Annotated in this window: 19 protein-coding genes; 4 read left to right on the plus strand and 15 right to left on the minus strand. The window is 61.3% G+C overall.

What is annotated here, in order from left to right:
* Window positions 1-33: 33 nt before the first annotated feature.
* The 11 genes from addA to EQW76_RS24565 form a co-directional block, all read right to left on the minus strand.
* Window positions 34-3585, minus strand: a complete 3552-nt coding sequence (gene addA, locus EQW76_RS24515; RefSeq protein ID WP_142828677.1) for a double-strand break repair helicase AddA — start codon at window positions 3583-3585, stop codon at window positions 34-36.
* Window positions 3578-6772, minus strand: a complete 3195-nt coding sequence (gene addB / locus EQW76_RS24520) for a double-strand break repair protein AddB (protein WP_142828675.1) — start codon at window positions 6770-6772, stop codon at window positions 3578-3580. Before addB ends, addA begins: the two co-directional genes overlap by 8 nt.
* Complete coding sequence (locus EQW76_RS24525; RefSeq protein ID WP_142828673.1) at window positions 6769-7506, minus strand: nucleotidyltransferase family protein; 738 nt, start codon at window positions 7504-7506, stop codon at window positions 6769-6771. Before EQW76_RS24525 ends, addB begins: the two co-directional genes overlap by 4 nt.
* Window positions 7507-7518: 12 nt before the next feature.
* Window positions 7519-9036, minus strand: a complete 1518-nt coding sequence (tsaE, locus tag EQW76_RS24530) for a tRNA (adenosine(37)-N6)-threonylcarbamoyltransferase complex ATPase subunit type 1 TsaE (RefSeq protein WP_142828670.1) — start codon at window positions 9034-9036, stop codon at window positions 7519-7521.
* A complete protein-coding gene (locus tag EQW76_RS24535; RefSeq protein WP_202617210.1) occupies window positions 9033-11615 on the minus strand; it encodes a PAS domain-containing sensor histidine kinase in 2583 nt (860 codons plus the stop codon). Before EQW76_RS24535 ends, tsaE begins: the two co-directional genes overlap by 4 nt.
* Window positions 11616-11815: 200 nt before the next feature.
* A complete protein-coding gene (ahcY, locus tag EQW76_RS24540) occupies window positions 11816-13216 on the minus strand; it encodes an adenosylhomocysteinase (protein ID WP_142828668.1) in 1401 nt (466 codons plus the stop codon).
* A gap of 168 nt (window positions 13217-13384) precedes the next feature.
* Entirely contained in the window at window positions 13385-13660 is a 276-nt protein-coding gene (locus EQW76_RS24545) for an HPr family phosphocarrier protein (RefSeq protein ID WP_111222148.1), read from the minus strand.
* Window positions 13661-13679: 19 nt separating this feature from the next.
* Window positions 13680-14081 (minus strand): PTS sugar transporter subunit IIA, encoded by a 402-nt coding sequence (locus EQW76_RS24550; protein ID WP_111222149.1) that lies wholly within the window; start codon window positions 14079-14081, stop codon window positions 13680-13682.
* 154 nt (window positions 14082-14235) lie between these two features.
* A complete protein-coding gene (locus EQW76_RS24555; RefSeq protein WP_142828667.1) occupies window positions 14236-14682 on the minus strand; it encodes an HPr kinase/phosphorylase in 447 nt (148 codons plus the stop codon).
* Window positions 14682-16457 carry a sensor histidine kinase gene (locus EQW76_RS24560; RefSeq protein ID WP_142828665.1) on the minus strand — a complete coding sequence of 592 codons (1776 nt, stop codon included), beginning with the start codon at window positions 16455-16457 and terminating at the stop codon, window positions 14682-14684. The genes EQW76_RS24555 and EQW76_RS24560 overlap by 1 nt, the downstream gene beginning before the upstream one ends.
* A 77-nt stretch (window positions 16458-16534) precedes the next feature.
* Window positions 16535-17269: a response regulator transcription factor gene (locus EQW76_RS24565; RefSeq protein WP_202617211.1), complete on the minus strand. Its 735-nt coding sequence runs from the start codon at window positions 17267-17269 to the stop codon at window positions 16535-16537.
* A gap of 353 nt (window positions 17270-17622) precedes the next feature.
* Here EQW76_RS24565 and EQW76_RS24570 point away from each other — a divergent pair, with 353 nt between their 5' ends.
* From EQW76_RS24570 to EQW76_RS24585, 4 genes are all read left to right on the plus strand, one after another.
* Window positions 17623-19233 (plus strand): phosphoenolpyruvate carboxykinase, encoded by a 1611-nt coding sequence (locus EQW76_RS24570; protein WP_142828811.1) that lies wholly within the window; start codon window positions 17623-17625, stop codon window positions 19231-19233.
* A 118-nt stretch (window positions 19234-19351) separates the two neighbouring features.
* Complete coding sequence (arfB, locus tag EQW76_RS24575; protein WP_142828663.1) at window positions 19352-19789, plus strand: alternative ribosome rescue aminoacyl-tRNA hydrolase ArfB; 438 nt, start codon at window positions 19352-19354, stop codon at window positions 19787-19789.
* 61 nt (window positions 19790-19850) lie between these two features.
* Entirely contained in the window at window positions 19851-20459 is a 609-nt protein-coding gene (locus tag EQW76_RS24580; protein ID WP_142828661.1) for an alpha-ketoglutarate-dependent dioxygenase AlkB, read from the plus strand.
* A gap of 26 nt (window positions 20460-20485) precedes the next feature.
* On the plus strand, window positions 20486-21784 hold the full coding sequence (locus EQW76_RS24585) for a glycosyltransferase family 87 protein (protein ID WP_143123325.1): 1299 nt from the start codon (window positions 20486-20488) through the stop codon (window positions 21782-21784).
* On the opposite strand, the gene coaA is transcribed toward EQW76_RS24585, so the two are convergent.
* Genes coaA through hisA form a run of 4 tightly spaced genes read right to left on the minus strand, consistent with a single transcriptional unit; the run spans window position 21672 to window position 24541 of the window.
* Window positions 21672-22667 carry a type I pantothenate kinase gene (gene coaA, locus EQW76_RS24590; protein WP_142828657.1) on the minus strand — a complete coding sequence of 332 codons (996 nt, stop codon included), beginning with the start codon at window positions 22665-22667 and terminating at the stop codon, window positions 21672-21674. The genes EQW76_RS24585 and coaA overlap by 113 nt on opposite strands.
* Window positions 22664-22987, minus strand: coding sequence for a phosphoribosyl-ATP diphosphatase (locus EQW76_RS24595; RefSeq protein ID WP_142828655.1), 324 nt, complete (start codon window positions 22985-22987; stop codon window positions 22664-22666). Before EQW76_RS24595 ends, coaA begins: the two co-directional genes overlap by 4 nt.
* 19 nt (window positions 22988-23006) lie before the next feature.
* Window positions 23007-23795 carry an imidazole glycerol phosphate synthase subunit HisF gene (gene hisF, locus EQW76_RS24600; protein ID WP_142828653.1) on the minus strand — a complete coding sequence of 263 codons (789 nt, stop codon included), beginning with the start codon at window positions 23793-23795 and terminating at the stop codon, window positions 23007-23009.
* Window positions 23792-24541, minus strand: a complete 750-nt coding sequence (hisA, locus tag EQW76_RS24605; protein ID WP_142828651.1) for a 1-(5-phosphoribosyl)-5-[(5-phosphoribosylamino)methylideneamino]imidazole-4-carboxamide isomerase — start codon at window positions 24539-24541, stop codon at window positions 23792-23794. Before hisA ends, hisF begins: the two co-directional genes overlap by 4 nt.
* Window positions 24542-24568 lie beyond the last annotated feature (27 nt).

A 24568-nucleotide genomic window follows, 5' to 3' on the forward strand; every position in this document is an offset into this window, starting at 1 on the left:
ATGTTGCGGTGCCGAATTTCAAGCTTTGGTATTTCACTTTGTCATGAGTTCGGCAAGCGCCGATCTGAGAGCTGCCTCCGACAGCGTGTGGACAGTCGCGTTCTCGGAGTAGACCAGCACGCAATCGATGCGCTTGCCCGGATAGAGCGGCGCCAGGATCTCGCGGTATATCGCCAGCTGAGCCTTGTGCGCGAAGGGTATGGCTTCGGCTGTAGCCGGCGGCACGCGATTGGTCTTGTAGTCGAGGATCACCACGCGATCGTCCAGCACCGCCAGCCGGTCGATACGGCCGGAGACCGCATAGGTCTGACGGTCGAGTGCAAGCGTCCCCATAATGGAAACTTCGGCTTGTGCGTGGCTACTGAAAACCCCCAGCAGGTCCTTGTGCGCCATCAGCGCCAAAACTGAGGCGACCAGCGCCTGGCGCTCCGTTGCCGGCCAGAAGCGCGTCGTCCGTTCGGCGTAGCGCGCGGCGGCCTCAGCGCGTTCGGCTGGAGGCAGATCCGGCAGCATCTGCACCATACGGTGGACCAGTCGGCCCTTTTCCAGCGCACGATCGGATGCACCCTTGTCGCCGAACAGCGGGGAAGCGACCGCCAGATTCCCGGCTTCGTCATCGATGATGGTGCCTGCTCCCGACGGGCTCAGCGGACGCGGGAGATGGCGGGGGGACGGAAGCGGTTGCAGCAGGGCAGGCGGCAGCGCCGTTTTGTCCCTTCGTGCCTCCGTCGACACTGCGGTTTCGAGATCTTTTGCCATTCCCCCGACGCGCCAGCGCAGGCCGGTCCAATCGCCGTCAGGTCCGGTGAAAGTGGCCTCAGTACAACGCTCGGGATGTTGTGCGAGGGTGGTCGCGATCATGCTGTGCCAGATGTCGGGGTTCTGTCGCACGCCGCGATAGCCGCAGACGATCAGTCTGTCAGCGGCCCGCGTCATGCCGACATAGAGCAGCCGGCGATATTCCTCCTCTGCCTGGCCCTGGATACGGCTGGCATTGGCCTGGGTCAGCGTGTTGCCGAGCGAACTCAGCGGCAGCCAGGCCGGCATCGGCACTTCTTCGCCGCGCCCCTCCAGCAGCCGCAGCTTCGGCAGATGGCTGGAAGTGAAGGATTTCGAGCCGCCATCGACGAGAAAGACAATCGGCGCCTCCAGCCCCTTGGCGGCATGCACCGTCATGATCCGCACCTCGTTGCGGCCCTTGTCCTGTTCGCGCTTGACGACCGGTGCTTCCAGTTCCAGCGTCGAGACGAAGGATTGCAGGCCGGGCAGCCCGGATGTCTCATGGTCGAGCGCGAATGTCAGGAACTCGTCGAGGATATCGCTGACTTCGCTGCCAAGCCGAGCCAGGAACTGACGCCGACCGCCATGGCTGCCGAGAATTCGCGCAAAGAGATCGTGGACCGAGTAGGTCTTCGACAGTGCCATGAAGAGTTTCAGTCGCTCGACTGCATCGGCAAAGGTATCGTTGCCGTCGGCTGCAAAGGCTTGGAGATGCTGCCAGACGCTGGTGCCATCGCCGCGCAGCGCCGCCACCATGAACACGTCGTCCTCGGAGAGGTCGAAAAGCGGGCTTTTCAGCACCGCCGCCAGCGACAGGTCGTCCTCCGGCAATAGCAGGAAGCGGCCGAGCGCCAGCAGATCCTGGATGGCGATATGGCTGGTCAGCACCAGGCGGTCGGCGCCGGCGACGGCAATGTTGCCACGTTTCTTCAGCGCACGGGTGAGGGCATTGACGAAAGCATCGCGCTTGCGCACCAGCACGAGGATATCACCCGCCTCTATCAGCCGCGTCTTACCCTTGTCGATAATGCTCTCGCGGCCGACCAGTGTATCCATCACATGAGCCATGCGCCGCGCGAGAACTGCGGCCGGCGCGCTTTCAGGCGTCGAATCGAAGGGCGCCGTCCAATCCTCTTCCTTGGCGGCAGGCTCCGGCGCGATCATGTGCCAAAGGTCCACTTCCCCCGGATGACCGATACGACTGGAGCGATGGACGACGGCCTCATCGGTGGCGCTGAGGCCCCTGGCATTGTCCGGCGTCGAAAAAACGTGATCGACGGCTGATAGCACGTCAGATGTCGAGCGGAACGACAGCGGCAGCCGCACCGGCGAAAACGCCTGGCCACTGGCAAGCACGCGACGCCGCGTACGGTCGCTCTCCTCGGAGAAACGCTCCGGTCGCGCGCCCTGGAAGGAATAGATCGACTGCTTCTCGTCTCCGACCGCAAACAGCGTCCGCAGCGTCGGCCGGGCGCTGGCGCCGGAGAAAAAATCTTCCGCCAGAGACTGGATGACACTCCACTGGATCGGGCTGGTATCCTGCGCCTCGTCGACGAGAATATGGTCGATGCCCTGGTCGAGCTTGTAGTGGATCCACGGGCCGACACCGCTGCGCATCAAAAGATCGGCCGTTCGGGTGATCAGGTCCTCGAAATCGAGCTGGCTGCGCTGTTTCTTGAGTTCGGCATAATCGGCGTTCAGCCGGTCGGCAAGCGTCAGGGCGGCGCGTGTAGCGCGGTACATCTGCATGCGTTTCAGCCTGTCCCGGCAGTCCACGACATGGGCGCGCGCCGTCGCGATGGCATCCGTCAGCTCCGGCGCCTCGGCCAGCATTGCCTTAACCACGAACTGGCCATCGGATTTTGGCTCGCCCTTGGCGGTCAGCATGACCTTTTCAAGGATTTCCACACGCTCGTTGGGATCTAGCGCGCGCATGACCAGCCTCAGGCCGTAGGCGATCTCCTGGGCCTTGCTGCCACCCTTGCTGTCCGCGAGCTCAAGATAGCGGTCCAGCATCGCACCTGACAGTCCCCGCAGCGGCCAGAATTGCTGTGCGATGTCGGCTTCCGTCTCGGTCGCCGACAGCCCCAGCCGCTGGCGCATCACCTTATCGAGGCCGCCGCGCTGTTCCGCATCGAGCGCGAAGCGACGGATGGCGTTACGGTGGGCGATGATCTCGCCCAGCAGCGTCTCGAGACCGGATTCGTCCCCGAGATCGAGCACATGGGCAAAGGCCTCCGCCAGAGCAGCATCGTCTTCAGGCGTCGTTGCGGTTAGCAGGGAGCGTCGGGCGTCCGCCAGCAGCGTCGTCGCAGCGCGGTCGTCGAGCACTGAAAAATGACCGGCGACATTGGCTTCGAGCGGAAACTGGTGCAGCAGCGCCTCGCAGAAGGCATGGATGGTCTGGATCTTAAGCCCGCCCGGCGTTTCCAAGGCCTTTGCAAAAAGTCGCCGCGCCTCTGCCAGCTTGAAGACGTCCGGCACAGCTCCCTCGACATCGGTAATGCGCTTGATCAGCGCTTCGTCCGGCAGTGTTGCCCATTCGGCAAGCCGGTCGAAGACGCGGTTCGACATCTCAGATGCTGCTGCCTTGGTGTATGTCAGGCACAGGATCGCCGAAGGCCTCGCGCCGGCCAGCAGCAGCCGGATCACCCGCTGCGTGAGGACATGCGTCTTGCCGGAGCCGGCATTGGCCGAAACCCACGCAGACCGGGTCGGATCGGAGGCCAGCGATTGCTGGACCGTCGTCCAGCCGATCCAGGTGCCGGCGTCGTCGCCTTCCGGAAGCTCTGCCAGTTCACTCATCGTCTGCAGCCTCTTCCGCTTCGGCCGTCGACCATTCCGACACCCGCGCCAGATGGTCGTAATCGCCGCCGAATTCCTGCTGCTGGGCCGGGATCAGCCGCGAGGCGAAACCTTTTTCGCCGGATCGCAGCAGCAAAACGAACTGGCTGAGCTGTTCGATCGATTCGTGGCCGAGATCGAGCGCCGATTTCGGCTGTGTCCGGGCGCTGGCCTTGGCGAGCTCGTTGTTGACCTGATCCTCCCTGAATCGATCGCCCGGCCGTAGGCGAACGTAAAGCAGGTTTTCCGGCGTCAAAGTCCCGACATCGCGAAAGGCACCGGCCTGCAGCGCGTAGGCCTCGAGTGCCAGCTGCGGATCGAGCAGCGCCCGGGCCTGCTGCGGCGTAGGATTGAAGCCGGTCTTGTAGTCGATGATATCGGCCGCTTTGCCGCCCTTCAGGTCGATCCGGTCGGCAACGCCGGTCAGCCGGATGCCGGCGGCTTCGAGATCGACGGCGGCGCGGACTTCGGTAAATGTTTGGCGGATCTGCGGCTGCCGGGTCTTCTCCCAGTTGAGAAAGGCCCGTGCGACCTCGCGAAAGCGCGGGCGCCAGACGGCGTCGATATGCGGCGGCAACTGCTCGGCGTCGAACAGCTCCGTCAGGATGCGCTCCATTGCCTTCAAGGCATCCGGCGCCGTTGCCAGATGGCCCTCGCGGGTGAAGCGATCGACAATCCGGTGATAGAGCGTGCCGCGCTCGGCAGCGCCGGGGTCGCTGTTGAACGGGTTGACTGGGTCGAGCCGGAGGACGCGGCGGGCATAGATCGCGTACGGATCGCGCCTCAGACGTCCGACCTCGCTGAACGAATAGCTTTTCGGCTGCATCGCTGCCGGTGGCTTGGGCGAGGGGCGCTGAGCGGGTGCCTCGCGGTCGCCGGCATCGATCAGCGCTGCCCAGTCGCGAAAGCAGTCGCCGCGCACCTTCAGCTCTTCTGCAAATTCCTTGCCGCCCAGCGCCATAAGCCTTTGCAGCCAACGCGAGGCGACTGTGGGCGTTGAGCCCTGCCGCAACGCTCTAGAGTAGATGAGGTCCGCCGTGCCGTTTGCCATCTCGAAGTCATGGGCCAGCTGGCCGATGCGTCGCTCCGGCGGCTCCAGGCCGATCTCCGTCTTCATCATCCGCGACACGAAGGGGTTGTTGGCCGTCTGTCCGGGCCACGAGCCCTCGTTCAGGCCGCCGAGGATGAGAGTATCGACGCTTTGCAACCGGGCTTCCAGCGTACCGAAGATGAACAGCCTGGGATGGCTGAGCGCCCGGGGTTTGACTGCCTGGCCGGCGGAAAGCGCCATCATGATGTCGATCCACTGCGGGCCATCGGCTTCCATCTGGCCATCGGTCGCCATCACTTCGCGCAGCACGGTCGCCAGCGCATCGCCCGCTTCGGAAGACCAGAGCGCCGCAAGGTCGCCTTTCTCGTCGGCAACCACCGCCTCCAGAGCTCGCCCGGTGCGTTCGGCCCATTCTGACAATGTGAAGCTGGTCGTCAGCCGCCGATCCTCGGGGCGGCGTCGGACCAGGGCGCCAGCCAGCAGTTCGGTCGCGAGCCGCACACGATTGGCAAGTAAGGCCGCCATGTCAGCCGCTTCCGGCGGCAGGCTGTCGCGCCATCTCGGCGCATGGCGATCGTTCTCCTGGTCCGCTAGCCGCTGTTCCAGAAGAGGCTCCAGCGTATTGATGTCGACCTCGCCGACGCCTCCGCGCAGGGCCAGCAACTCCAGCGCGTCGACGGCATGATCCAGCACGGATCGTTCCAGCCCGAAGCTCGTAAGGGGGTGTTTGAGCAGGCTGACGATGGCAACGGGGTCGCCGGGCCTGAGCGTTGCCTCGAGCAGCAGCGTCAACAGGCTGCCTTGCGGTGTGGAGGACAGCGGCGTGCCTGCCGAATCATCGGCGACGATGCCGAAGCGGGCAAGTTCAGCCGTCACTCGACGCGCCAGGTTCCGGTCGGGCGTAATCAGCGCCGCTTGGCTTTCATTGCCGTTACGGCCAGGCTTTTCCAGCGCCAGCCGCAGGGCAATCGCGATGGCCGTCGCCTCTTCGCGCTCGTTCGCAGCCTCGATCAGCGAGACATCGGCGAACGCCGCGCGAAACGCGCCGGGCGGCAGCGTCTTTTGCCAATCTCCCCAGCCGCTCGTAGCCTTGGCTGGCGCCAGCGCACGGGACAGGATTTCGGCACGCCGCTGCAGATCGACCGGCGCCGTCTCTATGGTATCGACCTCGGCGCGCTCCGTTTTCAGTTGCCGCAACAGGTGCGCAAGACCGTACTGTGGATGGCTGCGGCTGGCCGGATCGCGATCGGCAATGCCAGCAATCGGCGCGACCATGGCCCAGTCCTCATCGGACATCGTCTGGTCGAGACCCGGCAATACGATGACGCCTTGCGGCAGGGCAGCGACGGCGGCTATCAGCTCGGCGGTGGCCGGCACGGAACCGGTCGAACCGGCGATGATGATCGGCCCTGTGGGCTGCGCGGTCGCCAGCCGTTTGGCCTCGGCGCGCAGGATGGCATTGCGATGCCGGGCTGGCGAGGACCGGCCAAGTTCGTCCAGGCGGGCCGGCCAGAAGGCGCTGGCGATCTGCAGAAATTCGGCTGTCAATTGCCACCAGAGAGCATGATCCTGGGCATCCAGCGTCGCGAGATCAGCCCAGTCGCGGTCTTCCGTCTCGATCGAATCGATCAGTTCGGCAAGATTGCGCGCAAGCCAGATCGCATCGGCCGGGCTGGCAGGCGCCACCAGCGGTGAATCGGAGTGGATGTCACGGACGATCTGCGGCAGCTTGTTGCGCCAAGCGAGGATCAAGCGGGCCAACTCCAACAGCCGGGCGGTATTCGAGAGTGGCTGCAGCAGGTCGGCGGTGGCTGGCAGGTCCTCGTCGAAATAGCCGCTATCTTCGTCGGTCTCGCCGAGAGGCCGGATCACCGGGAGGATCGCCGATTGGCCGCCGAGCAGATAGACGAAGGCAGAGCGCAGCACGCGGGCTGCGCGTCGCGTCGGCAGATAGATCGTTACCTTGGCAAGGGACAGCGGATCGGCGGGGTCGTGGCGAAAGTGATCGGTCAGCCGCCCGTCGCAGAGCGCTGCTGCAAGCGTTGCAAGGAAGGGCAATCCCGCCGGTATCGTCAGGATGCGCTGCCGTTGCTTCATGATGGCTCGCTTGCGCTGATGCGACGGATCGTTTCTTCTGCAGCTTCTATCGCATCCGGCGTTCCGACCGTCAGCCATTCGCCCTCGAGCACAAGGCCGTAAAGCCTGCTGCTCGCTATGGCCCGGTCGAAATAGAGGTTGAGGTTGAAGGCTTCGTCCGGCGCGTCGTCGAACAGTGCGGGATGCAAGGCAATGGCGCCGGCATAAACCACGGGATTGGGCATTCCCTCGCGGTAGCGCGTTAGGCAACCATCGGCAGCCATGGAGAAATCCTTCTTGCCGTCATGGCCGGTGGTCTTGTCCAGCGGGACGCAGAGCAAGGCCATGTCCATGGTGCCCGCATCGAAGACGTCCGCCAATCGCTCGAGGTTTGTCGGCTCCCCAGGCGTTTCGCCAATCCAGAAAAGGTCGGCGTTCATGACCAGAACCGGGTCGCGGCTGAGCAGCTTCAGGCCTTTGGCAAGACCACCGCCGGAGTTCATCAGGCCTCCGGTCTCGTCGGATACCACGATCTCCAGTCCCTCACGAGCTTGGAGATAGGCTCGCATCTGATCGGGATGATGATGAATATTGATTGCGACCCTGTCCACCCCTGAGGCGACCAGAAGGTCGAGCACATAGTCGAGCATTGGCTTGCCACCGATCTTCACCAGCGGCTTCGGGGTGTGGTCGGTGATCGGGCGCATGCGGGTTCCAAGCCCCGCTGCGAGCACCATGGCCTGTTTGATTGTCATCTGATCCGGTATTTATGATTCGCCTGCGCCTATACCAGCCCTTGCGCACCAATCGCGCAAGGGGGCAAGCGTTTCGTGCTCGAATGCAGCCTGCAGGTAGGTGAGGGTACGCGGCATATGCTGGAGATAGCCCGGCTTTCCATCCCGCTGCTTCAACCTGACCCACAGTCCGGCCAGCTTGCAGTTGCGCTGCGCCGACATGATAGCCCAGCTTTTCAGGAACAACGGCTCGTCGAAGCCTGGCTGGGCGCGACGGAGCGCCAGGTAGTCACCCATCAGTTGCTCGAACAGCGGCCGCTCGATGGTGACGCGGGCGTCCTGTACGAGAGATGCCAGGTCATAGGCCGTCGGCCCGATCATTGCGTCCTGGAAGTCGATCAGGCCGATGCGGCGAATACCGACGTCCTCGCCGCGCCAGATGATGTTCGGGGAATGCAGGTCGCGTAGCAGCAGGCTCTTCTCCGAGGCGGCGAGCTGGTCGATGAGATCGTCCCAGATTGCCAGATATTCTGCGCGTTCCGTGTCGCTGGCAGCTTCGCCGCGTTTCCAGGGCAGGTACCAGTCGAGCAGCAGGCGGGCTTCCATGCCCGTCGCCGTGCGGTCGAAATCCGGAATATGGTGGACATGATCTGAAGTCACCACGATATCCCGGGGCAGGGTAAGCCCGTGCAGCAGTGCCAGGCAGGCAACGCCGGCTTGATATCGCTCCGGGATGGGTCTTCCGTGCGTGTCGAGAACACCATCGGTGCCGAGGTCCTCGATCAGCAGAATGCCTTGCTTGTAGTCGACATGATAGATTTCCGGCGTGGCGAAACCGTTGTCCCGCAGCATGCCCGCGATCGCTACGAAGGGATAAGCGTCTTCGGCAAGGTGCGCGACCTTGGGGTAAGGTTTGCCGTCCAGCACCGGGGGTCCCTCCGGACGGCGTGGCCAGTCCATCAGGATGATGCGATTGCTTCCGTCGGCAGGGTAGATCGATTCATAAGCGCGCATCGACGCATCGCCTGTCAGGAAGCGACGTTCCGCGCCTGCAAGCCCGCTCTCGTCGAGAAACGAGCGGATATTCAACACGCGCCGGATGCGGGCTGCCTGGCCTGGCGGTGCCGATATAGTCGCGCGGCGCCCTTGGCCTTCGGTCTCGAGACGAAGTGTAATACGACTTCCGGGTAATTCCGTCTCCGCCATTTCAGGCCATTCGACCAGGCAGATACCAGCATCGAGCGCTTCGTCGAAACCCAGTTCCACGAGTTCCGTCGGATCGCCCAGACGATAGAGATCGAAATGCGAAACCGGAATGCGCAGCGCATAGGACTGGACAAGCGTGAACGTCGGGCTAGGCACTTCCAGCCCCTCGTCGTCGGCCATCGCCCGCAGAAAAGCGCGTGCCAGCGCCGATTTGCCTGCGCCAAGATCGCCGCTCAGCGCCAGGCAGTCGCCCACCGTAAGCGCGAGCGCCAGATCTTCGCCGAGTTGGCGTGTCGCCGCGTCATCTTGCAGAAAGACCGAGATCGGGGCGTCCATGGACGTCACTCGGCAGCGGCAATCGATTGCGGCACGTCGGCAGACGGAATGCGGCAGCGCACGATGGTTCCCTTGCCGGGCTGGCTGTCGATGGAAACTTGGCCGTTATGCAGGCTGACGAAACTTTCGACGATCGAGAGCCCCAGACCGGCGCCGCTGCGCTTTCCGCCCTTGCCGTTGGACGCGAAGCGTTTGAATACCGTTCCCATCACATCTTCCGGGATGCCCGGGCCCTGATCGGCGACAGAAAACAGGAAGTCGGTGCCGTCACGATGGCATTTCAGCGAAATGACCGAGCCTTCGGGCGCAAAATTGGCGGCATTGTTGAGAAGCTTCAGCAAAATCTGCTTCAGGCGCTGCTGGTCGGCAACGACGCTGCCAAGTTGTGCTGGAACAATGATTTCCAGCGTGACGCCACTCTCCTGCAGCCTGTCCGCGATTTGCAGCGAGACGTCATCCAAAAGGTCATCGAGCAGGATGTTGCTGCAATTGAGCCGCATGATACCAGCATCGACGGTCGCCAGATCGAGAATGTCGTTGACGAGCGTCAGCAGCACCGACGAAGATGTGGCGATATGGTCGATATACTCGGCCTGCCGCTCGCTTAGCGGTCCGATACCGGGCGTTTTCAGGAGGTCGGTGAAGCCGATGATGTTGGTCAGCGGCGAGCGCAGTTCGTAGGACACGTGCTGGACGAAGTCGTTCTTCAGTTCGTCTGCCTTGCGCAGCGCCTCGTTCTTTTCCGTCAAGGCGCGCTCGGCGCGGACGCTGTCCGTCATATTGACGAAAGTCAGCATCGTCTGGGCATTCGGCAGCGGTGTCACCGCATAATCGAGCACCAGCCCAGAGAATAGCTCGAGCGTCCCTTGCGAAGAAGGTCGCTCGTCGTTGAAGCTGGTAATCTGCTCCGCAAAGGATTTCCAGCCATCCGGCTTGTCATAGGAGGCAAGGCAGGCATCGGCCACCATGCGGATATGGGTCCCGGGCTTGGCTTCCGTCTCGCTGATGCCCCATAGCGCGCGGAACGCCGGGTTGGACAGCCGCATGCGACCGTCGGGCCCGAACACCGCAACACCTTCCGAAAGGTGGTCGATGGTCTCGCCCTGGACCTTGACGAGCGTATTGTAGCGTGTTTCGAGATCGACCTGCTCGGTGAGATTTTCGAACACCCAGGTGGCGCCACCCTGGGGATGCGCGGTCGCGAAAACGCGCAGGATCTGGCCGTTCGGCAGATGCCAGAGGTCGGATTGCGTATCCAGCGCCCGGTAGACGGAAAGCACACTTTCCTTCCAAGTCTTCCAGTTCAGCGGTTCCGGCAGCTTCTTGGCAGCGCGCAGCCGGTCCAGCAGTTCACTATTGTCGGGCTTCGATTCCAGGAACGAGATATCGAGTTCCCAGAGCTGCACGAAGGCCTGGTTGTAGAATTGCAGACGACGGTTACCGTCGAAGATGGCAACGGGTGTCGCCAGATGGTCGAGCGTCTCGGCATGGCTCTTCAGCGTGCGCTGTAGTTCGGCGCGGACAGCCTCGGTCTCCGACACGTCGATTGCCATGCCTGCCGAACCGCTGCGGGCGCGCACGTCGACTACGTCGAAAAATGTACGGTTGCCGCGGACGACAGTCGAAATCTTGTCGTGGAAAGGCGAGTCGGGTGTTGCGGAGGCGCGGATGCGTTCGCGGGCGATGGTGCTCAGGAACTCACGACCCTCGCGGATCGCTTCCTCCGGTGAAACAGCTTCCACGGCTTCGCCATAGGCATGATTGACCCATGTCAGCTTGCCGTCTGGATCGCGCTGCCAGACGGGAAGGTCGATGGCATCGAGCAGGTTCTGAAAGGCCGAGATCGACGTCAGCAATCGGTCCCGCTCGATCTTGATTTCAGCCAATTCGGCACGGAGGTTGTTCAGCGCGACAAAGCGCACAAAAGCCCGCCCGCCGGAGATCCGGCCCTGCGCTTCGAGAATTTCGTCGCGGTTGGTCTCGACGACCATGTCGAAGCCTTGGCCGCTGCTGCGCAGCTTGTCGATCGCCTTGTCGAGATCGCCTGCCGACCATGATTTCATCCAGCGCCCGAATGCCAGAAACTCGTTGTCTTGCGGAGCGCCGGTTTCGACAGGAAGCTGACCCAGCAGTTCCGGCCGTGTGTTGGGCCCGTCCCAGATGACAATGCGGCGGTTCTTGTCGGCGATCAGTGCCTGATAGCGGGATATGCGCTGGTTGGCGTCCGACAGTGCCGTGCGGATCTCGCGGCTTTCGGTCTCTAGGTTGCCACGCTGGCGGACGAGCCATAGCGTCGACAACAGAGCGGCAGAGACGACGCCGATCACCACCGAGAAGGTGACCATTTCTGAGGATGTGAACAATCGGGCGGCTACCGGCATCTGCGCCTGGGCCAGCGCCGGGCCTGCGAGTGCAGCGATGGCCGTTCCGGAAGCAAGGAAGGATAATATGGCGACGAAGCGCGACGATTTACGCGGCGCGCGCTGGCGATTGTCATCAGCCGCCCTTGTTTCGTCTTGCCTTGGCAGGACTGGACCGCAGGGTCGCGCGTCAGCCTGCTCTGGCAGGCTTTCGTTCATTTCCATCAGCGGTCTGTCTCCGTCCTGTAATGTGCCGTATCTCGACAAGACATCCCAATTTCGCAGGGTCCCGAAGCTCGGTTCAATGCGAATCAAGTCCCAAAAGGATACAGTTTTAACGATTCCGCGAAAAGACTCCTGCCCAAAAAAGAAGCCGCAGCATTTGTCAATGCTGCGGCCACAAGATGTTGTGGATATAGAGGGTAAAATTAGTACCTGTAGTGGTCAGCCTTGAAGGGGCCCTGAGCCGGGACGCCGATATAGGCAGCCTGCTCTGTCGAAAGTTCGGTCAGCTTGACGCCGAGCTTGGCGAGATGCAGGCGGGCGACCTTTTCGTCGAGGTGCTTCGGCAGAACGTAGACGTCGTTCTTGTACTCGCCAGGCTTGGTGAACAGTTCGATCTGGGCCAGCGTCTGGTTGGTGAACGATGCCGACATCACGAAGGAAGGATGGCCGGTGGCGTTACCGAGGTTCAGCAGGCGGCCTTCCGACAGCAGGATCATGCGGTTGCCCTTGGGGAACTCGATCATGTCGACCTGCGGCTTGATGTTCGTCCACTTCAGGTTCTTCAGCGAAGCGACCTGGATTTCGTTATCGAAATGGCCGATGTTGCCGACGATCGCCATGTCCTTCATCTCGCGCATGTGCTCGATGCGGATGACGTCCTTGTTGCCGGTGGTGGTGATGAAGATGTCGGCCGAAGAGACGACGTCTTCGAGCGTAACGACTTCAAAGCCATCCATAGCAGCCTGCAGGGCGCAGATCGGGTCGACTTCCGTGACCTTGACGCGAGCGCCGGCGCCGAGAAGCGAAGCGGCCGAACCCTTGCCGACGTCACCGTAACCGCAGACAACGGCAACCTTGCCGGCCATCATCACGTCGGTACCGCGGCGGATGCCGTCGACCAGCGATTCCTTGCAACCGTACTTGTTGTCGAACTTCGACTTGGTGACGCTGTCGTTGACGTTGATCGCCGGGAAGGGCAGCAGGCCCTTCTGGCTGAGTTCGTAGAGGCGATGAACGCCTGTCGTGGTTTCTTCGGTAACGCCCTTGATGGCATCGCGCTGCTTGGTGAACCAGCCCGGCGAAGCGGCCATGCGCTTCTTGATCTGGGCCATGAGGATGACTTCCTCCTCGGAAGTCGGCGTCGAAAGTACATCTTCGCCGGCTTCGGCACGGGCGCCGAGAAGGATGTACATGGTGGCATCGCCGCCATCGTCGAGGATCATGTTGGAAAAGCCACCGTCGGCCCACTGGAAGATCCGGTCGGTGTAGGTCCAGTAGTCCTCAAGGGATTCACCCTTGATGGCGAAGACCGGAATGCCCGAGGCGGCAATCGCGGCGGCAGCATGGTCCTGGGTCGAGAAGATGTTGCAGGAAGCCCAGCGAACTTCCGCACCCAGCTTGACCAGGGTTTCGATCAGCACGGCCGTCTGGATGGTCATGTGAAGCGAACCGGTGATGCGCGCGCCCTTAAGCGGCTGCGTCGGGCCGAATTCCTCGCGGCAGGACATCAGTCCCGGCATTTCGGTTTCGGCAATATCGATTTCCTTGCGACCAAAGTCGGCAAGCGCGATATCGGCGACAACGTAGTCCTTGTCAGTGCTCATTGAATTCTCCAGCCTGGACAGGGCACCCGGACCACCGGCTTGCGGCGACGGAATGCGTGGGGGATTTTTGGGGCGCAGTCGCGCCGACAGTGACCCCGTCTAGCAGGCCGGACGGCAAAATGCAACCAGCATATAAAGAAGTCTTTATGTCTTTATATGATTTACGGTTTACATTTCCTCGCCAAATTTGTTGGCAATCAGGGCATCCAGGGCGTTAAGCGCTTCTTCCGCCTGGTTTCCGCTGGCGGTGACCAGCACGCTGCAGCCTGGGCTTGCAGCAAGCATCATAAGGCCCATGATCGAATTCCCCCCCACGGTAGTTCCATCCCTGGAGACCGTGATAGCGGCATCGAAGGCTTCGACGGTCTGGACGAATTTTGCCGAGGCGCGGGCATGCAGGCCACGTTTATTGATGATGAGCAGTTCGCGGGAATGCGATGTCATGGGCGAGATAGCCGTTCCGTCACTTGCCGCTCAAGACGCGGCTGGCCACATTGATATATTTCCGTCCGGCTTCCGATGCTTCGACCAGCGCCTTTTCCATATTGTTTTCGCCGCGCACGCCAGCCAGTTTTATCAGCATCGGGAGGTTGACGCCGGCAATGACTTCCGTATGGCCGCTGTTCATCACCGAGATCGCCAGGTTGGAGGGCGTGCCGCCAAACATATCTGTGAGGATGATCACTCCGTGGCCGTCATCGGCACCGGCGACGGCCTGGATGATGTCCTGTCTCCGGCGATCCATATCGTCTTCCGGGCCGATGGAGACGGTTTCGATGAATTTCTGCGGACCAACGACATGCTCGACGGCATGACGAAACTCTTCAGCCAGCTTGCCATGTGTGACAAGCACAAGTCCGATCATGATATTACTGCTCCCATCGCATAAGCAAACAGGTGGCCCTTATCGCAACGCAGCAATCGCGTCCACCGGTGGGGGGACATCTTGGCCATGAAAAGCCGAAGTGCAAGCGTAAAATCAAGAGATTGGCCCTCATCCTTTGCTCGGGTTGCCGCCATCAGAAGCACTGCGGATGCATCGCCATGATGATGGCAAGCGGATTGATACTTGTTTTTGAAAGGTGGATCGCCGGCAAAACAATGCCCTCGGACACCTCGATCTCGGCACCTTCAGGCGGAAGCCTTTCGGCGGTCGCAAGGTCGACAGGCAAGACTGCGAAATGCATCTGGTTGGAAAGGACGCTGCCGATCCGCAGGATCCCGGTGCCGCGGATCTCGATGAGCCCTGCGATGGACGGTGGACATTCAGCAACGACGCTGCCGTCGCGACGCGAGACAAGCACGCGATCGTCAGCTACCAGCGCCGACGACAGCCCCAACTGTCTGGCCGATGCGAGACAGGCAAAGGCGAGGGCCGATTTTCCGATGCCGGAGGGTCCGAGAAAGAGCAGCCCGGTCGCGCCGACCACGATAGCGGTGGCATGGATGTTGACCGCTACCTGCATCAGACGCTGGCCTCGGCGGGGAGGGACAGGATAAAGCGAGCGCCGCGCGATTTTCCGGTGTCGGCATCGATGATGTTTTCCGCCCTCAGCGAACCGCTGTGCGCCTCGGCAATCTGCCGGCTGATCGACAGGCCGAGCCCGGAATTCTGTCCAAATCCTTCGGCTTCAGGTCTGTCTGTGTAGAAACGCTCGAAAATCCTGTCGATGTCTTCCGCCTGGATGCCGGGACCGTTGTCTTCGATGTGCACCAGGCAACGTGTTCGCGTCCGTGACAGGCGCACGGCGATCTTGCCGCCGTCGGCTGGGACGAAGGACCTGGCATTTTCGATCAGGTTGGTGATGATCTGGCTGATGCGCAGTTCGTGGCCGTTGATGAGGAAGCGTGTTTTCGCGCCCGGCTTGCGGTCGACGACGTAGTCGATCTCCACGGCTTTCTTGCTGTGGCGTACCTGCTGCGACAGGTCGACCATGTCACGCAGCAGCACTTCCATGTCGATCTGCTCGGCATCGCTGCGCGCCAGTTCGGCATCCAGCCGCGATGCGTCGGAGATGTCGCTGATCAGTCGATCGAGCCGCCGGACATCGTGCTGGATGACATCCATCAACCGCTTCTTGGAATCGTCGTTGCGCGCGAGCGGCAGCGTTTCGACGGCGCTGCGCAGGGATGTCAGCGGGTTCTTCAGTTCGTGGCTGACATCGGCCGCAAAGCTTTCGATGGCATCGATGCGATCATAGAGGGCAGTCGTCATTTCCCTGAGCGCAATCGACAGATTGCCGATTTCGTCCTGGCGAGCGGAAAAATCAGGGATTTCCTCACGCACTTTCGAGCCTCTTCGCACCCGGATGGCCGCAGCCGACAGCCGCCGCAGCGGATTGGCGATCGTCGATGACAACAGCAGCGACAGCGCCACATTGACCAGCGTCGCGACGCCGAAGACGCGCATGATAGCCAGTCGTTCTGCGTGAACGATCTTGTCGATATCGCCGGCCTGGGTGGACAGAAGCAGGACGCCAAGCACGGCGCGGGCGCGCTGCACAGGGACGGCGACGGAAACGATCAGCTCGCCCTTTTCCGTGCTGCGGACAACTGCGCCCCGCACACCGGTGAGTGCGTTCATCACCTCGGGATAGATGGAACCGTCGCCGCCGGGGGCCTCCTTGTAGACCGGCAGGTTGGCCGGTTGCAGCATTTTGTTGAGAAGTCCGCTGAACCAGTCCGACCAGCTCTGGACTTCGTCGTCGACCGGCGGCAGATCGTAACGCAATACTTGCCCGCGCGAATAGAGATGACGCGAATCCAGCAGCAGGTTGGCATCGGCATCGAAAATGCGAGCCCGGGTGCGGGTCGGCGAAATAAGCCTCCGCAGCACCGGTGCTACCTTTTCCGGATCGATCGGGAACTCCAGGTCATCGTCGTTGGGCGCCGGCGTGATGCTCTGGCCGGCCTGCAACTCGAGTAGCTTTTCCGGATCGATGGTGATCGAGTTGGTGTCGACCGAGGCGGATGCGGAGACTGCGCCGGCGATGATTTCGCCTTGCGTCAAGAGGCTTTCGACACGGGCATCGATCAGGCCCTCGCGAAACTGGTTGAGATAGAGAATGCCGCCAACCAGCACGATGAGCGCCGCAAGGTTGAAGAACAGGATGCGGCGCGTGAGGCTGGAAAAAACGGCGTTGCCGAAAATGCGGCGGATCAGCGTGAACGGATGCGTCCAGCGGCTGCCGGCCTGTCCCTCCGCCTCTTCCGTATCCCTATGCTGCACAAGCTGTGCCACGCCGCGGCCCTTTCGAAGGGCGTGGCCGGTATTTCCGCCAGCTCACCCCATACGTATCCGCCATCGAAGCTTCAGCCTCAGGCAGCTTCGCGGAAGCGATATCCGACTCCGTAGAGCGTTTCAATCATATCGAAATCCGTATCGACCATCTTGAATTTCTTGCGCAGCCGCTTGATGTGGCTGTCGATCGTCCGGTCGTCGACATAGACCTGTTCGTCATAGGCAGCATCCATCAGTGCATCGCGACTTTTGACCACGCCGGGCCGCTGTGCAAGCGAGTGCAGGATCAAGAATTCCGTCACGGTCAGCGTGACCGGTTCACCCTTCCAGGTGCAGGTATGGCGTTCCTGGTCCATGACCAGCTGGCCGCGCTCGAGCGAGCGCGCCTGCAGCACGGCGCCGGCCTTCGGTGTGCCACCGCTATTACCGGCTGTCGCCGAAGCTTCGCGGTTGGAGGCGCGACGCAGGACCGCCTTGACGCGTTCCACGAGCAAGCGCTGCGAGAAAGGCTTGGTGATGAAGTCATCGGCGCCCATCTTCAACCCGAACAACTCATCGATTTCCTCGTCTTTCGAGGTGAGGAAGATGACCGGGATGTCGGATTTCTGACGAAGGCGACGAAGAAGCTCCATGCCGTCCATGCGCGGCATCTTGATATCGAAGATCGCCAGCTGCGGCGGCCGCGCCAGAAGCCCGTCAAGAGCGGAAGCCCCGTCCGTGTAGGTCTCGACCTTGTATCCTTCGGCTTCCAGAGCGATGGAGACCGAGGTGAGGATATTGCGGTCGTCGTCTACGAGCGCGATTGTCAGCATGCTGTTGGTCTCCGTCATCTAAGCGCATCTCCCGGAATTGGACCCCGACCCAGGCGGTCTGCCGAATTGATCGGCCTCAACCAGGCGCGCTTATGGAGGATAAAGGTGGAACAAATTGTGGCAAAGATAAAGGGTCGATATTTTCGAGGACATTCTCGGGTACCAAAAGTTGTGGCGATAAAATTACCAAACGACAAAATTCAAACGATTTAAATAATGTGACAGAAATTTAAATCGATTAAATATTTGAAAACATTGATCTTTTAAGATTTTTCTCTCTTGCGCCTCCAAGTTTTTGCTCTTAAGGCTGTCATCATTCAATGGCGATTGCCGGAACAGGGGATGAAATGGCGATGCAAGTTTTTGGAGACCACAACCCGGCAGTCGGTCTGGAAACAATCGGATTGGGCAGCGTCGCCAGCGTTCGATACAATCTGCCCGAAGCGCAGCTTTACGAAGAGGCGATTCGACGCGGCGAGGCCGAATTGACCGCCCACGGTGCGCTTCGTGCGCTGACAGGCCAGCACACCGGCCGTTCCCCAAAAGACAAGTTCGTGGTCCGCGACGAAACCACGGAGGACCAGATATGGTGGGACAACAACAAGCCCATGTCGCCGGCGCACTTTGCGCAATTGCACCAGGACATGCTTGCCCACGCCGGCGGGTTGTCCCTGTTCGTGCAGGACCTGGTCGGCGGTGCCGATGTCGACTACGCGCTGCCGTCGCGCGTGATCACGGAATTTGCCTGGCATTCGCTGTTCATTCGTAATCTGTTGATCCGGCCGGATAGGGCGACCTTGGCAAACTTCGTGCCCAGGCTGACGATCATCGACCTTCCCAGTTTTCGCGCAGATCCGGAACGCCATGGTTGCCGGACGGAAACCGTGATCGCCTGCGACTTCACCAGGGGCCTGGTGCTGATCGGCGGCACGTCCTACGCTGGCGAAATGAAGAAGGCCGTCTTCACGGTGCTGAACTACCTCTTGCCGGCCCGCAACGTCATGCCGATGCATTGCTCGGCAAATGTCGGTCCAGATGGAGACGCCGCTGTCTTCTTCGGGCTGTCGGGCACCGGCAAGACCACGTTATCTGCCGATCCCAGCCGTACGCTGATCGGCGATGACGAACATGGCTGGGGCGAAAATGGTATCTTCAATTTCGAAGGCGGCTGCTACGCCAAGACCATCCGATTGTCGGCAGAAGCAGAGCCTGAGATTTACGACACTACGCGCAGGTTTGGCACGGTTCTGGAAAATGTCGTGCTCGATGCAGAGGGCGTGCCCGACCTCGACGATGGCTCGCTGACGGAAAATACCCGCAGTGCCTATCCGCTGCACTTCATTCCGAATGCCTCGGAAAGCGGCATGACCGGCCACCCACAGACGATTATCATGCTAACCGCCGACGCATTTGGCGTCATGCCTCCGATTGCCCGGCTGACACCCGACCAGGCCATGTATCATTTCCTGTCCGGCTACACCGCCAAGGTCGCAGGAACCGAAAAGGGCGTCACCGAGCCGGAAGCTACTTTCTCGACCTGTTTTGGCGCCCCGTTCATGCCACGTCATCCGGCCGAATACGGCAATCTCCTGAAAGAGCTGATTGGCCGTCATGGCGTCGACTGCTGGTTGGTCAACACCGGCTGGACAGGTGGCGCCTATGGCACCGGCCGCCGCATGCCCATCAAGGCAACACGGGCACTGCTCGCTGCCGCACTGAAGGGCGACCTGGACAAGGCGGAGTTCCGCATCGATCCGAACTTCGGTTTTGCCGTGCCGGTTTCGGTCGCGGGCGTAGATGGCAATATCCTCGATCCGCGCTCCACCTGGGCCGATCCTGCAGCCTACGATGCCCAGGCCAGCAAGCTCGTGCAGATGTTCGTTACCAACTTCACGAAGTTCGAGCAACATGTCGATGGGGGAGTGCGCGACGCAGCACCGGGCATGCGGGTTGCCGCCGAATAGGCATCCGTATTTGGTGATTCACGTGAAACCCGGCGGTCTTTCCGCCGGGTTTAGCTTTTGCGCGCTCCCCTGTTTTCAAGCGTCCGGCAATATGGGATAGACGGGCCTGGAGAGACCAATGGCCAGCGACGCACTTTACATCAACGACCGGATCACCATCGCCGGCTGGGAACTGACGGAACAGTTCGTTCTTGCCGGTGGTCCCGGGGGCCAGAACGTCAACAAGGTGTCGACTGCTGTTCAGCTGTTCTTCACCCTCGTCAACTCGCCGTCGCTGAGTGAACGTGTCAAAGCCAATGCCATCAAGCTGGCTGGCCGGCGGCTGTCGAAGGACGGCGTGCTGATGATCGAGGCAAGCCGTTTCCGAAGCCAGGACCGTAACCGGGAGGATGCCCGCGACCGCCTGAAGGAACTGATCCTCGAGGCGGCGTTGCCGCCTCCGCCGCCCCGTCGTAAGACCCGGCCTACCAAGGGATCCGTCGAACGCCGGTTGAAGGCGAAGTCCGGGCGCTCCGAGGTAAAGAAATTGCGCGGAAAATCCGACGGCAGCGATTGAGCACTGTTTGTCGGCATTCGTCACCCCAAATCACTGTCAGGATGATCGCGGAGCACCGACCATGATGCTGTCGAACGGAATTCGTCACCTGCCGGGTTATCTCGATCGCACTGCGCAGGAGGCGCTGGTCGAGCAGATCCGCGCGGTTGTCGCCGAGGCGCCGCTATTCGTTCCGGCCATGCCCGGCACCGGCAAGCCGATGTCGGTGCGCATGACAAACTGCGGCCCGCTTGGCTGGGTCACGGACAAGCAGCGGGGCTATCGGTATCAATCGACCCATCCGGGCACCGAGCGGCCATGGCCGGCAATCCCGGAGTCTCTGCTGGCGCTTTGGGTCGAGGTGGCCGGCTATGAAAAGCCGCCGGAAGCCTGCCTCGTCAATTTTTACGACGACGACGCAAAGATGGGTCTTCATCAGGACAAGGACGAGCAGGATCTGGGCGCACCCGTCGTCTCCATCTCGCTCGGCAACAGCTGTCTCTTCCGCATCGGCGGGGCCTCCAGGACTGACAAGACATCGTCCATCAAGCTTGCCAGCGGCGATATCGTCGTGCTGGGAGGCGAAGGCAGGCTCTGCTTCCACGGTGTCGACCGCATCTACCCGTCAACCTCGACGCTGCTCAGGAGCGGCGGTCGCATAAACCTCACATTAAGACGCGTGAAGCCATAGTTTGCAGGAAACCCGGGGACCTCGACATGACTGACAGACATGCATTTGCGCGGGGACTCGCCGTGTATGTCGTGGTCTTAGGCCTGTATCTCGGTGTCCGACAACTTTTCCTTTTATGGACGTTAGACGCGCACGGCCTTTCCGAGGTTTCGCAGAAATTACCGTACTGGGATTTCACCAATCTCTGGGGCGGTGCCGTCTTGGCGCTCAGGGGACAGGTTGCCGATCTCTTCAATGTCGATATTTATAGGCATGACTTGAGGGCCTTGATATCACCGTGCATGCCGGACCAGGAATGGAGTTACCCGCCGTCCTTCCTGCTGTTGGGTCTGCCGCTTGCCGGTTTACCGCTGCTGCCCGCCTATCTCGTCTGGACATTTGCAACATTGTTGCTGCTGTTCGCCTCCCTGCAAATGCTCTCGCTTCCACTATGGGTGCGCCTTCTAGTCATCATATCTCCGGCCGCTGTGATGAACGTGATATTTGGTCAAAACGGCGCGCTAACCGCTGCCTTGCTGCTATCCGGACTGCTACTCGCGCCGTCTCGACCCGTCATTGCGGGCATTATCCTTGGTCTGCTGACAGTAAAACCACAGATAGGGCTATTGGTACCGTTCTGCCTGCTGGCAAGCGGAAACTACCGCTCCATCGTCGCCGCAGCCGTGACCGCCTCGTTTCTGGCCGTGATGGCAGGTGCCGTATTCGGCTTGGAAAGCTGGGTGCTGTTTTTCACCAAGACGCGGCCGATGATGACCGCAATCCTCGAGGCGCCATACCCGCAAGGCTATCAAAGCAACGGTATGACGTCATTTCTGCTCTCCCGATCGCTGGGATTGGGGGTCGGCGCTGCCTATGCGGTCCAAGCCGTCTTTTCCGCTGCCAGCATCGCGGCGGCATGTTGGCTTTGGCGGCCACGCCTCCGCGTCGATCATGCCACGCGCGCCTGTCTCACGGCGGTTCTGGCGATCGTCGCCACCCCTTACGGGTATGTTTACGATGCAATACCGCTGAGCGCCGCGGCGGCGCTGTTCTTCTGCAAACGTCGGGAACCGACCATCTTGTTGGGGGTCGCCTGGTTTTACCCGCTGGTCAATCATATCCTCGTCCGGAGCCTGCCACTGATCGGCGTCCTCGTGCCGACGATTGTTGCCGCCTGGACATGCTGGAATATCTGGAGGGACGAACGCCGGATTGGCGATTGTCCGGACACCGCTAAAGTTTGCGGAGAGCCACCTGTTCGATCAGATGATCCTGACCCTTGCGCAGGATCAGGTCCGCCCGCGGCCGCGTCGGCAGGATATTCTGTCGCAGGTTCCGCAAATTGATGTTCTTCCAGAGGCCTTCGGCGGTCAGGAGAGCCTCTTCCTCGGTGATCGACGCATAGCGGTGGAAAAACGAGTTCGGGTCACGGAAGGCCGTTTCACGCAATTTCATGAAGCGTCGCACGTACCATTTGCGGACCAGCTTTTCGTCCGCGTCGATGTAGATCGAAAAGTCGAAGAAGTCCGACACCATCGGCACGATCTTCCCGTCGGCCGGCAGATGCCGGGACTGCAGCACGTTTATGCCTTCGAAGATCAGGATGTCCGGACAGTCGACGATCTTGAATTCGTTGGGTAGCACATCGTAGACCAGATGCGAGTAGCAGGGAGCCGCCACATTGGGCCGGCCGGCCTTGATCGCCGACAGGAAGCGCAGCAGCGCCCCGGTGTCGTAGCTGTCGGGAAAGCCCTTGCGCTGCATCAGGTTGCGCCGCTGCAATTCCGCATTGGGGTGCAGAAATCCGTCCGTGGTGATCAGGTCGACCTTAGGGCTGGACGGCCAGCGGCCAAGCAGTTCCTTCAGGATACGCGCCGTCGTCGATTTGCCGACGGCGACCGAGCCCGCGATGCCGATAACGAAAGGCGTCTTGGCGACATTTTCGAGGCTGAGAAAGCGATTTCGCTGTTCAAACAGGATTTGCGACGATTCGACGTGGGCCGAAAGCAGCCGGGATACGGACAAATAGATGCGCCGGACCTCGTCGAGATCGATCGGATCGCCCATCGACCGCAGTCTGTCGACTTCGTCGGCCGTCAGGGTCAACGGCGTATCGGCGCGAAACTTCGCCCACTCCCCGGACGAGAAGAAATGATAGGGCGAATAGGCGTTGGCCTGAAAATGGTCCAGCGGTTCGGGCGCAGATGCGGGCTTGCTGAGTGACGTCATGAGCTCTGCCGACCGGCCTTTTCAGTGAGGCCGGATTGCAGAGTGCGTCTTTCAAGCTCGGCTAGAACGTCATTGAGAGGGATCTCGGCGATTTTCAGCACCACCATCAGATGGTACAGGAGATCAGCGGCCTCATAGGTGAGGTTCTCGCGATCGTTGACAACGGCAGCCATCACCGCCTCGATTGCCTCTTCACCGAGCTTCTTGGCAGCCTTTGCCTGGCCTCCGGCGACGAGCTTGGCAGTCCAGGATTCATCGGAGCCCGCCCGAGAGCGCTGGTCGACGATCTTTTCCAGATCGGAAAGGGTAAATCCGCTCATTTCGCCTCGTTTCCCCCGGTCAGTCGAGCCGCATGGCTATGCCATGCTTCGACATATAGCGCTTTGCCTCGCCGATCGAATAGGTGCCGAAGTGAAAAATCGATGCTGCCAGAACGGCAGTGGCGTGACCTTCTGTGACGCCGGCAACAAGGTCGTCCAGCGTGCCGACGCCGCCGGATGCAATGACCGGCACGCGCACGGCATCGGCAATCGCCCGCGTCAACTCCAGATCGTAGCCACTCTTCGTGCCGTCCCGATCCATAGACGTTACCAGCAGTTCGCCGGCGCCGCGTTCCACCATGCGCGCAGCAAATTCAACCGCATCGATGCCTGTCGCATTGCGCCCACCATGGGTATAGATCTCCCAGGCGCTCACATTATCCTGGCCGACGCCCTGGCTGCGGCGACGCTTGGCATCGATCGAGACGACGATGCACTGGTTGCCGAATTTGTCTGCGGCTTGCGCGACGAAATCCGGATTTGCAACGGCGGCGGAGTTGATCGCCACCTTGTCGGCACCCGCCAGTAGTAGCCGGCGAATATCGGAGACGGCGCGGACACCGCCGCCGACGGTGAGCGGCATGAAGCAATGCTCTGCCGTCTGAGCCACAACATCGAAAATGGTATCGCGACCGTCGGAAGAGGCGGTGATATCGAGAAAGCAAAGTTCGTCGGCACCGGCCGCGTCATAGGCCTTGGCGGCTTCGACGGGATCGCCGGCATCGATTAGGTCGACGAAATTGACACCCTTGACGACGCGTCCGTCTTTGACGTCGAGGCATGGGATGATGCGCGCCTTGAGGGTCAAAGTGCCACCTCCGTGGTGCGAGCATCCTTGATCAGCCTGAGCGCTTCGGTCGGATCTATCCGTCCATCGTAAAGCGCTCGGCCGGAAATCGCGCCTTCGAGCTTGGCTGCGTCCGGTTGCAGCATGCGCCGGATGTCGTCGATCGACGCCAGGCCGCCGGAGGCAATCACGGGGATGGAAACTGCCCCGGCCAGTTCTAGTGTCGATGGCCAGTTGATGCCGGCGAGAATGCCGTCGCGGTCGATGTCCGTGTAGATGATCGCGGCGACGCCAGCGCCTTCAAATTTCCGGGCGAGGTCTATGACGCCGAGTTCCGAGGCTTCGGCCCAGCCCTCGACAGCTACCTTGCCACCCTTGGCGTCGATGCCGACCGCGACTTGGCCCGGAAACTTGCGGCAAGCTTCGATGACCAGCGCCGGATCGCGCACTGCAACGGTTCCAAGAATGACGCGGGCGAGACCGCGCGAAAGCCAGCTTTCGATATGGTCCAGCGTCCGGATGCCGCCGCCGAGTTGCACCGGATTACTGGTCGCTTTGAGAATGGCATCGACAGCGTCGCCGTTGACGCTCTTGCCTGCAAACGCACCGTTGAGATCGACCACGTGCAACCACTCGAAACCCTGGTCCTGGAAGGTCTTTGCCTGTGCTGCCGGGTCCGGATTATAGACAGTTGCCTGGTCCATGTCGCCGAGCTTCAGCCGCACGCACTGGCCGTCCTTGAGGTCGATGGCGGGAAAAAGGATCATCGTGTCGGTCCGTTCAGGGCGCGCGCC

It is taken from the genome of Rhizobium sp. rho-13.1, from assembly GCF_007000305.1.
In the GTDB taxonomy this organism is placed as follows: Bacteria; Pseudomonadota; Alphaproteobacteria; order Rhizobiales; family Rhizobiaceae; genus Rhizobium; species Rhizobium rhododendri.

Coding starts and splice junctions, on each gene's coding strand:
- addA (WP_142828677.1), bottom strand. CDS start 3,585: ATGAGTGAACTGGCAGAGCTTCCGGAAGGCGACGACGCCGGCACCTGG.
- addB (WP_142828675.1), bottom strand. CDS start 6,772: ATGAAGCAACGGCAGCGCATCCTGACGATACCGGCGGGATTGCCCTTC.
- EQW76_RS24525 (WP_142828673.1), bottom strand. CDS start 7,506: ATGACAATCAAACAGGCCATGGTGCTCGCAGCGGGGCTTGGAACCCGC.
- ahcY (WP_142828668.1), bottom strand. CDS start 13,216: ATGAGCACTGACAAGGACTACGTTGTCGCCGATATCGCGCTTGCCGAC.
- EQW76_RS24545 (WP_111222148.1), bottom strand. CDS start 13,660: ATGACATCGCATTCCCGCGAACTGCTCATCATCAATAAACGTGGCCTG.
- EQW76_RS24550 (WP_111222149.1), bottom strand. CDS start 14,081: ATGATCGGACTTGTGCTTGTCACACATGGCAAGCTGGCTGAAGAGTTT.
- EQW76_RS24555 (WP_142828667.1), bottom strand. CDS start 14,682: ATGCAGGTAGCGGTCAACATCCATGCCACCGCTATCGTGGTCGGCGCG.
- EQW76_RS24565 (WP_202617211.1), bottom strand. CDS start 17,269: ATGCTGACAATCGCGCTCGTAGACGACGACCGCAATATCCTCACCTCG.
- EQW76_RS24570 (WP_142828811.1), top strand. CDS start 17,623: ATGCAAGTTTTTGGAGACCACAACCCGGCAGTCGGTCTGGAAACAATC.
- arfB (WP_142828663.1), top strand. CDS start 19,352: ATGGCCAGCGACGCACTTTACATCAACGACCGGATCACCATCGCCGGC.
- EQW76_RS24580 (WP_142828661.1), top strand. CDS start 19,851: ATGATGCTGTCGAACGGAATTCGTCACCTGCCGGGTTATCTCGATCGC.
- EQW76_RS24585 (WP_143123325.1), top strand. CDS start 20,486: ATGACTGACAGACATGCATTTGCGCGGGGACTCGCCGTGTATGTCGTG.
- coaA (WP_142828657.1), bottom strand. CDS start 22,667: ATGACGTCACTCAGCAAGCCCGCATCTGCGCCCGAACCGCTGGACCAT.
- EQW76_RS24595 (WP_142828655.1), bottom strand. CDS start 22,987: ATGAGCGGATTTACCCTTTCCGATCTGGAAAAGATCGTCGACCAGCGC.
- hisA (WP_142828651.1), bottom strand. CDS start 24,541: ATGATCCTTTTTCCCGCCATCGACCTCAAGGACGGCCAGTGCGTGCGG.